The organism is Actinomadura rubrobrunea NBRC 15275, assembly GCF_001552235.1.
Classification (GTDB): domain Bacteria; phylum Actinomycetota; class Actinomycetes; order Streptosporangiales; family Streptosporangiaceae; genus Spirillospora; species Spirillospora viridilutea.
On record NZ_BCQU01000174.1, the window covers coordinates 1 to 4605 of the forward strand.

Sequence of the window (4605 nt, forward strand, 5' to 3'; positions counted from 1 at the left end):
GGGGCCGGCCGCGCGGGGCGGGCCGGCCGGACGCGGCGCGGCGGGCCTCGGCCTCGGCGTAGCCGGGGTCGAGCAGCCTGCCGGCGAACAGGTCGGCGAGCAGCGCCATGCTGGCGTCGGGACGCCTCGGGGGGGCGTCCGGATCGTCGCGCCTTCGACTGATCACCGCCCCATCATGGCAAGCCCGCGGCGGACGACACGCAGGTCAGCCGCTGTGACCTGCGTCGCGGGAGGCGGACGCGCGGCGCGTCAGGGGGTCGCGGCGGCGGCGCGGGAGCGGTCGAGGCCCAGGTGCACCGCGAGGGCGCCGAGCACCGTGCCCATCACGTACCGCTGGGCGCGCTGCCAGGCCGGGCGGCGGGCCAGGAACCGGGCGATCGTGCCCGCGCCCAGCACGATCAGGCCGTTGACGGTGACCGCGATGGCGATCTGGGTGAGGGCCAGCAGCAGGCTCTGCGCGGCGACGTGGCCGCGGGCGGGGTCGACGAACTGCGGCAGCAGGGACACGTACAGGACGGCGATCTTCGGGTTGAGCAGGTTGGTGAGCAGGCCCATGACGAACAGGCGGCGCGGCGGGTCGACGGGCAGCTCGCGCGGCGCGAACACCGCCGTGCCGCCGGGGCGCACGGCCTGCCAGGCCAGCCACAGCAGGTAGGCGGCGCCGGCCAGTTTGATCGCGGTGTAGACGGCGGGGACCAGCGCGAACACCGCGGTCAGTCCGGCGGTGGCGGCGACGGCGTACACGGCGAAACCGGTCGCCACCCCGCCGAGCGAGATCAGCCCGGCCCGGCGGCCCTGGGTGATCGACCGGGACACCAGGTAGATCATGTTGGGGCCGGGCGTCAGCACCAGGCCGAGCGCCACCGCCGCGATGCCGAGGAACGCGCCGAACGAGATCATCGGACCCTCCTGTCGGGGATGTCCCCGACCCTAACGGGTGCCGTGATCTTGCAGCCAGCCCCGTGGAGGGCGTCGCCGCGTTCGTCCCCCGTGGAGGGCGTCGCCGCGTTCGTCCGCACCGGCCGTCACGGCGGTCTCATGGGCCTTATGGGGAGGTTTCCGCTCCCTCCTGTCCGCCGGACGAGGATTGCTCGCCCGCCGAGGGCGGCGCGCCGGACGCGTCGCCGGGCGCCTCTTCCGGCCGGTCGCGGCCGGTCGTCTGCCCGCCGGTCGGCCCTCCGCCGTCCGCCGCATTCTCGGCGGGTGTCCCTGCAGTGCCCTCTCCCCCGCCCTGGGGCGGATCGGCGCCGGGGGCGTCCCCGGCGCGCTCTGCCTGGAAGAGCTGGTACGTCTGCCACCAGTAGAGGACGGCCGCCCACCAGTACAGCGCGGTCCCCCAGATGGCGAAGCACCAGCCCACGACCTTGGCGACGGCGGCCACGTCGCCGTCGTGGTCGCCCAGCAGCAGCAACGGGAACGCGTACAGCAGGCACAGGGTGGCGGCCTTGCCCACGAAGTGCACCGGCAGCGTCCCGCCGTACCCCAGGCGCCGCAGCAGCGGCACGATCGGCGTGATGGCGATCTCCCGGCCGACCAGCAGGACCACCAGCCACAGCGGGATCACTTCGCGGACGGTCAGGCCGACGAGGGTGGCCAGGATGTAGAGGCGGTCGGCGGCCGGGTCCAGCACCATGCCGAGCCTGCTGGTCTGGTTCAGCGTGCGCGCCAGCCGCCCGTCCAGCCAGTCGGAGAGGCCGGCGAAGACCAGCACGCCCAGCGCCCACCAGTCGGATCCGGCCAGCACGAGCCAGAGGAACACCGGCACGCCGACCAGGCGCGCGAAGCTCAGCAGGTTCGGCACCGTCCAGATCCGGCCGGACACGGCCGCGGGCGCCTCCCGCCCCTGAGGACGCTGATCCCGCGGAGGCCGCCCGCCCCCCGGTGCGCCGGGCGGCGACGCCCCGCGTTCGGCTCGGGGCCTCGCGCCCCCCGTCCCCCCGCCAACGACTGCCATGCTGACGCGCTCGCTCTCCTCGGTCCGGGACCCACCGGCCAGGCAGGACACGCATCTCGTCCTCTAGGTCTCGACCCTACCGGTCAGAGCGGGGAAGCCCTCGCCGCCGCACGGCTCGGTCGAGGCGCCCTCGCGCGGCGAGAAGACCCCGTCGAGGCCGGGTGCGCATGTCCATCCGTCCGTCGGACGCCTGGCCGCCCGATGGACGGCGGTCGGTCCCCTTGTGTGGGACGTCCGACCCTCCTGGGTGGTCATGATGATGTTCATCACGTTTCCCGACCGACGCCCCGTTCGGCTTACAGGTCGGCGGCGCCGCGCACTCCGGCCTACGAGCGACGCGAAGCCCGAACGGATCGAGGTTCCGCGCGACCGGCGTTCCGTGGCGCGGCCGACCGGGGAGGCGGGGCGGGGCGGCCGCGGCGCTCCCTTACCTCATGACCTGGGGTTGCGGCAACAGGGGTGCCGCAGGTTAGCGTCAGCGGGACAGATCGCGGGTGCCCGGCGAACCGGGCTGAGATTGCGGCTGATACGGCCGCTGACCGCTGGAACCTGACCGGGTAATGCCGGCGTAGGGAGAGATCACGTCATCATGACCGACAGCGTGTCCACACCTGTCACCGCTGCCAGCCCCGCACGCAAGACGTACCTCGTCGGATCGCGTCCCGACATCCGCGTCCCCATGCGGGAAGTGCCGCTGACCAATGGCGCGACGGTGGTGCTGTACGACACCTCCGGGCCGTACACCGACCCCGACCACGTCGTGGACGTTCGGCGCGGCCTGCCCCCGCTGCGGGCGAAGTGGATCGCCGAACGGGGCGACACCGAGGAGTACGACGGGCGTCCCGTGCGTCCCGAGGACGACGGCCGCCGCTCCACCGACCCGCTGCGCGACAAGGCGGAGTTCCCGCCGCGCCGTCCGCGCCGGGCCAAGAGCGGCGCGGTGACGCAGCGCGCGTACGCGCGGCGCGGGGAGATCACCCCGGAGATGGAGTTCGCGGCGCTGCGCGAGGGCGTGTCGCCCGAGGTCGTCCGGGAGGAGCTGGCGGCGGGACGGGCGGTGCTGCCCGCCAACGTCAACCACCCCGAGCTGGAGCCGATGGTGATCGGCTCGCGCTTCTACTGCAAGGTCAACGCCAACATCGGCAACTCGGCGGTGGCCTCCTCCATCGAGGAGGAGGTGGAGAAGATGACGTGGGCGACGCGGTGGGGCGCCGACACGGTCATGGACCTGTCCACCGGCCGCGACATCCACACCACGCGCGAGTGGATCCTGCGCAACTCGCCCGTGCCGGTCGGGACGGTGCCGCTGTACCAGGCGGTGGAGAAGGTCGGCGGCGACCCGGCCGAGCTGACGTGGGAGGTCTTCCGCGACACCGTGATCGAGCAGGCCGAGCAGGGCGTGGACTACATGACGGTGCACGCCGCGGTGCTGCTGCGGTACATCCCGCTGACCGCGCGCCGCAAGACCGGCATCGTGTCGCGCGGCGGGTCGATCATGGCGGCGTGGTGCCTGGCGCACCACAAGGAGAACTTCCTGTACACCCACTTCCGCGAGCTGTGCGAGATCTTCGCCGCCTACGACATCACCTGGTCGCTGGGCGACGGGCTGCGGCCCGGGTCGATCGCCGACGCCAACGACGAGGCGCAGTTCGCCGAGCTGCGCACCCAGGCCGAGCTCACCCGGATCGCGGCCGAGTTCGACAACCAGGTGATGAACGAGGGCCCGGGGCACGTCCCCATGCACAAGATCAAGGAGAACGTCGACCTGCAGCGGGAGCTGACCGGCGGCGCGCCGTTCTACACCCTGGGCCCGCTGACCACCGACATCGCGCCCGGCTACGACCACATCACCTCCGCGATCGGCGCCGCGATGATCGGCTGGTACGGCACCGCGATGCTGTGCTACGTCACGCCCAAGGAGCACCTGGGCCTGCCGGACAAGGACGACGTCAAGGCGGGCGTGATCGCCTACAAGATCGCCGCGCACGCCGCGGACCTGGCCAAGGGGCATCCGGGCGCGCAGGCGTGGGACGACGCGCTGTCGGACGCGCGGTTCGAGTTCCGCTGGGAGGACCAGTTCAACCTCTCCCTGGACCCCGACACGGCCCGCGCCTTCCACGACGAGACGCTGCCGGCCGCGCCCGCCAAGACGGCGCACTTCTGCTCGATGTGCGGGCCGCACTTCTGCGCCATGAAGATCACCCAGGACGTGCGCCGGTACGCCGAGGAGCGGGGCGTGTCCGAGGAGGAGGCGCTGGAGGCGGGCATGCGTGAGAAGGCCGCCGAGTTCACCGCCTCCGGCGGCCAGATCTATCTGCCGATCACTCCGTCGAACGGCTGACCCGGTCCCTCGTTCCGTCCGTCCCGGGCGCCCGCGCGTCCGGGGCGGACGCCTCCCATTCCGCCCTCCGCTCGCGTCGTCCCCGCCGGAGCCGCATGGCGCGCGCGACCTCGGGTATGAGGCCGCACGGCCGGTCGCGGCGGGCCGCGGCCGGGCCGGCCGGCGCGAGGGAGGTCTGCGTGAGAGCCAGGAACGCCGTCGTCGTGATCACCGGCGCGTCGAGCGGCATCGGCCGCGCCACCGCACTGGCCTTCGCGGACAAGGGCGCCTCGGTGGTGCTCGCCGCGCGCCGTGCGCACGCGCTGGAGGA

The 4605-nt window shown here is 73.3% G+C and carries 4 protein-coding genes and 1 riboswitch; of the genes, 2 read left to right on the forward strand and 2 right to left on the reverse strand.

Annotation, left to right across the window (positions count from 1 at the left end):
• Positions 1-249 precede the first annotated feature (249 nt).
• Both AR3_RS28605 and AR3_RS30095 read right to left on the reverse strand, forming a co-directional pair.
• Complete coding sequence (locus AR3_RS28605; RefSeq protein WP_067918701.1) at positions 250-900, reverse strand: LysE family translocator; 651 nt, start codon at positions 898-900, stop codon at positions 250-252.
• Positions 901-1045: 145 nt separating this feature from the next.
• Positions 1046-1822 (reverse strand): cardiolipin synthase ClsA, encoded by a 777-nt coding sequence (locus AR3_RS30095; protein ID WP_227023413.1) that lies wholly within the window; start codon positions 1820-1822, stop codon positions 1046-1048.
• 612 nt (positions 1823-2434) lie between these two features.
• Positions 2435-2546: riboswitch (TPP riboswitch) on the forward strand.
• On the opposite strand from AR3_RS30095, the gene thiC reads away from it, so the two are divergent.
• Together thiC and AR3_RS30100 are read left to right on the forward strand one after the other, a co-directional pair.
• Entirely contained in the window at positions 2544-4295 is a 1752-nt protein-coding gene (thiC, locus tag AR3_RS28620; RefSeq protein WP_067918707.1) for a phosphomethylpyrimidine synthase ThiC, read from the forward strand. It overlaps the preceding riboswitch by 3 nt.
• Positions 4296-4411: 116 nt before the next feature.
• The coding region (locus AR3_RS30100) for an SDR family NAD(P)-dependent oxidoreductase (RefSeq protein ID WP_217998807.1) at positions 4412-4605 on the forward strand (194 nt) is incomplete at its 3' end.